The 2,708-nt window shown below is 77.3% G+C and carries 1 protein-coding gene; it reads right to left on the bottom strand.

Features of this window, described 5'->3' with window-relative positions; all coding sequences use genetic code 11:
* Positions 1-2,708: SDR family NAD(P)-dependent oxidoreductase (locus ACOJTC_RS05355; protein WP_420115993.1), on the bottom strand; the 2,708-nt coding region annotated here is incomplete at both ends.

Here is a 2,708-nt window from a genome sequence, read left to right as displayed (position 1 = left end):
GGGCACGAAGCCGTCGGCCCGGTCGTCGAACGGCCGGGGCCGGGTCGGCGACAGTGCGCCGAGCTGGCTGAGGCTGCGGTAGTACCAGGGCGTCAGCCCGACGTGGCAGGCGGCGACGATGGCCGCGCCGCACTGCCCGGTGCGCAGGCTGACCACCGCCTGCTGGAGGGCGACCAGAGACGACGAGCAGAGCGTGTCGACGGTCTGCGAGGGGCCGGTGAGGTCCAGCGCGTAGGAGATCCGGTTGGCCAGTACGGCGTTCATCGAGCCCAGGGCGGTGTGCGGGCCGACGGCCGACAGCCCCTGCGCGTCGCGGTGATGGGTGTAGGTGGCCCCCACGAACACGCCGATGTCCCGCCGGCCGGCGAGTCCGCTGTCGTCCACCACCGACCAGGCGTGCTCCAGCAGCAGCTTCTGCTGCGGGTCCATCTCCTCGGCCTCCCGCACGGCGATGCCGAAGAACTTCGGGTCGAAGCGGTCGATCCCGGCGACGAACGCGCCGCTGCGGCAGTAGGTGCCCGTCATGTCGGGGCCGCGCTGCTGGTAGTGGTCGTCGATGTTCCAGCGTTCCGCCGGGATCTCGGTGAAGGCGTCGGTGCCGGCGCGCAGCATCGGCCACAGGTCGGCCAGGTCGCGTCCGCCGGGCAGGTCGCCGGAGACGGCCACCACGGCGATGTCGCCGGCCCGCCGTTGCGCCGGCCCGGTGGCGGGAGCCGGTCCCGCGGCGGCGCCCGGCACGGTCCCGGAGACCGGGCCTGGCACGGACAGCGGTGCCGACACCGTTGCCGGCGTGGCCTGCGGCGTCGGCGGGGACACCGGTTCGACCGGTTCGACCGGCGCGGCGGCATAAGCCGGGGAGGCGGCATCGGTCGGGGAGGCGGCATCGGTCGGGGAGGGCCCGGCGGGGGCCGGCGGGGACGCCGCGGTGGCCGGTGCCGGCTGCGGGGCGGGTGGCCGGGCGCCGTACCGGGTGGCGAGCGCCCCGGCCAGCTCGGCGAAGTCGCCGTACTCCAGGAAGAGGGTGGCCGGGAGGGCGACCGCCCACCGCCGGGACAGCTCCTCGGCCAGCTCGACGCTCAGGATCGAGTTGATGCCGTAGTCGGTCAGCGGGGCGGTCCGGTCGAGGTCGCCGAGGCCCAGCCGCTCCGCGAGGAAGTCGGCGAGCCCGTCCTCGGTGCGCCCGTCGTCGGTGTCGGCGCTGCCGGACGAACCGCCCGGGGACGCACCCGGCCCGGCGGCGGTCGGTGCCGGGTGGGCGGGGGCCGGCGACGCGGGGGCCGGGCGGGCGGAAGGCGTGCCGGCACCCGGCGTCTCCCCGGTGCCGACGGACCCGCCGGCCGGTGCGGCGTCGGGGTGGGCGATGACGACCTGCCGGACGTCGTCGCGCAGGACGGTCATCAACGCGTCGAGCGCCTCGACGGTGCCCAGCGGCCGGACGCCACGACGCCTGAGCTGTTCGGCGACGGAGGTGCCCATGCCCACCTCACCCCACAGCCCCCAGTCCACACTGGTCCACGGGTTGCCCCGGGCGTGGGCGAACGCGTCGAGGTAGGCGTTGGCGGCGGCGTACCCGCCCTGGCCGAGGTTGCCGAAGGTGCCGGAGACCGAGGCGAACAGCACGGCGAAGTCCAGCGTGGTGCCGGCGACGGCGGCGGCCAGCTCGTGCGCGCCGTCGACCTTCGGGCGCAGCACCTCGGCCACGTCCCCGGCGGTGGTGCCGCGCAGCAGGCCGTCCTTCAGCGCGCCGGCGGCGTGCACCACGCCGTGCAGGTCACCGAAGCGGTGGCGGATCTCCCGTACCACCTCGGCCAGGGCGCCGGGCGTGCCGACGTCGGCGGCGAACGAGACCACCCGGCAGCCGTACGACTCGATGCCGGCCAGGACGGTCCCGTCGTCGGTGCCGGTGCCGCCGGAGCGGCTGACCAGGGCGACCAGGCCGGCGCCGTCGGTAGCGAAGCGGCGGGCCACCGCCAGGCCCAGTCCGCCGTGACCGCCGAGGATCAGGTAACGGCCGCCCGGCCGGACCGGCGGCCGGCCACCGTCGGACGCGCCCAGGGGCACGCGGACCGGCACGTGCCGTACCCCGGCGCGGTAGCCGGTCTCCACCGGCCCCCCGTCGCCCAACTCGGCCGGCAGGGCGGCGGCCGAGGCGGGGTCGAGGTCGACGAGGCGGGGCCGCAGCCCCGGGTACTCGACGGCGGCGGTGCGGACGAGGCCCCACAGCGCGGCGCGGGCCGGCACCGGGGTGTCGCCGTCGGCCACCGGTTGGCCGTGTTCCGTGCCGACCAGGAAGTGCCCGGAGCGCTGCCGCTGGCCGAGGGTCTTCAGGGCGGCGAGGCAGGAGTAGAGGCCCAGGCGCAGTTCGGTGGCTTCCGGTCGGGTCGGGCCGGTGTTCCACAGGTGCACCACCCCGGCGACCGGGTCCGTCAGCTCCGCCCAGAGCTGCTGGAACGCCGGCTCGTCGGGCTCCGGGACGACCCGCTGGTCGACCCCGAGGCCCGACGCCGGTGGCTCGGGCAGCACCTCGACGACCCGGGCCCCGTCGGCGCGCAGGGCCCGCACGGTGGCCGCTCCCGGGCCGTCCCGCTCGCCGTGGTGCAGGACCACCCAGGTGCCGGCCGCCGGCTGCGCGGGGGCGGGGGCGGCGGCGGGGGCCCCGTCGATCCGGGTGAGCAGCTTCCCGGTCGCCGGTGCGGGGGGCGGGGCCG

This window comes from Micromonospora sp., assembly GCF_048594385.1.
Taxonomy (GTDB): Bacteria; Actinomycetota; Actinomycetes; order Mycobacteriales; family Micromonosporaceae; genus Micromonospora; species Micromonospora wenchangensis.
The sequence above is the reverse complement of the archived record's forward strand: the minus strand, read 5'-3'. Positions and strand labels throughout refer to the sequence as shown.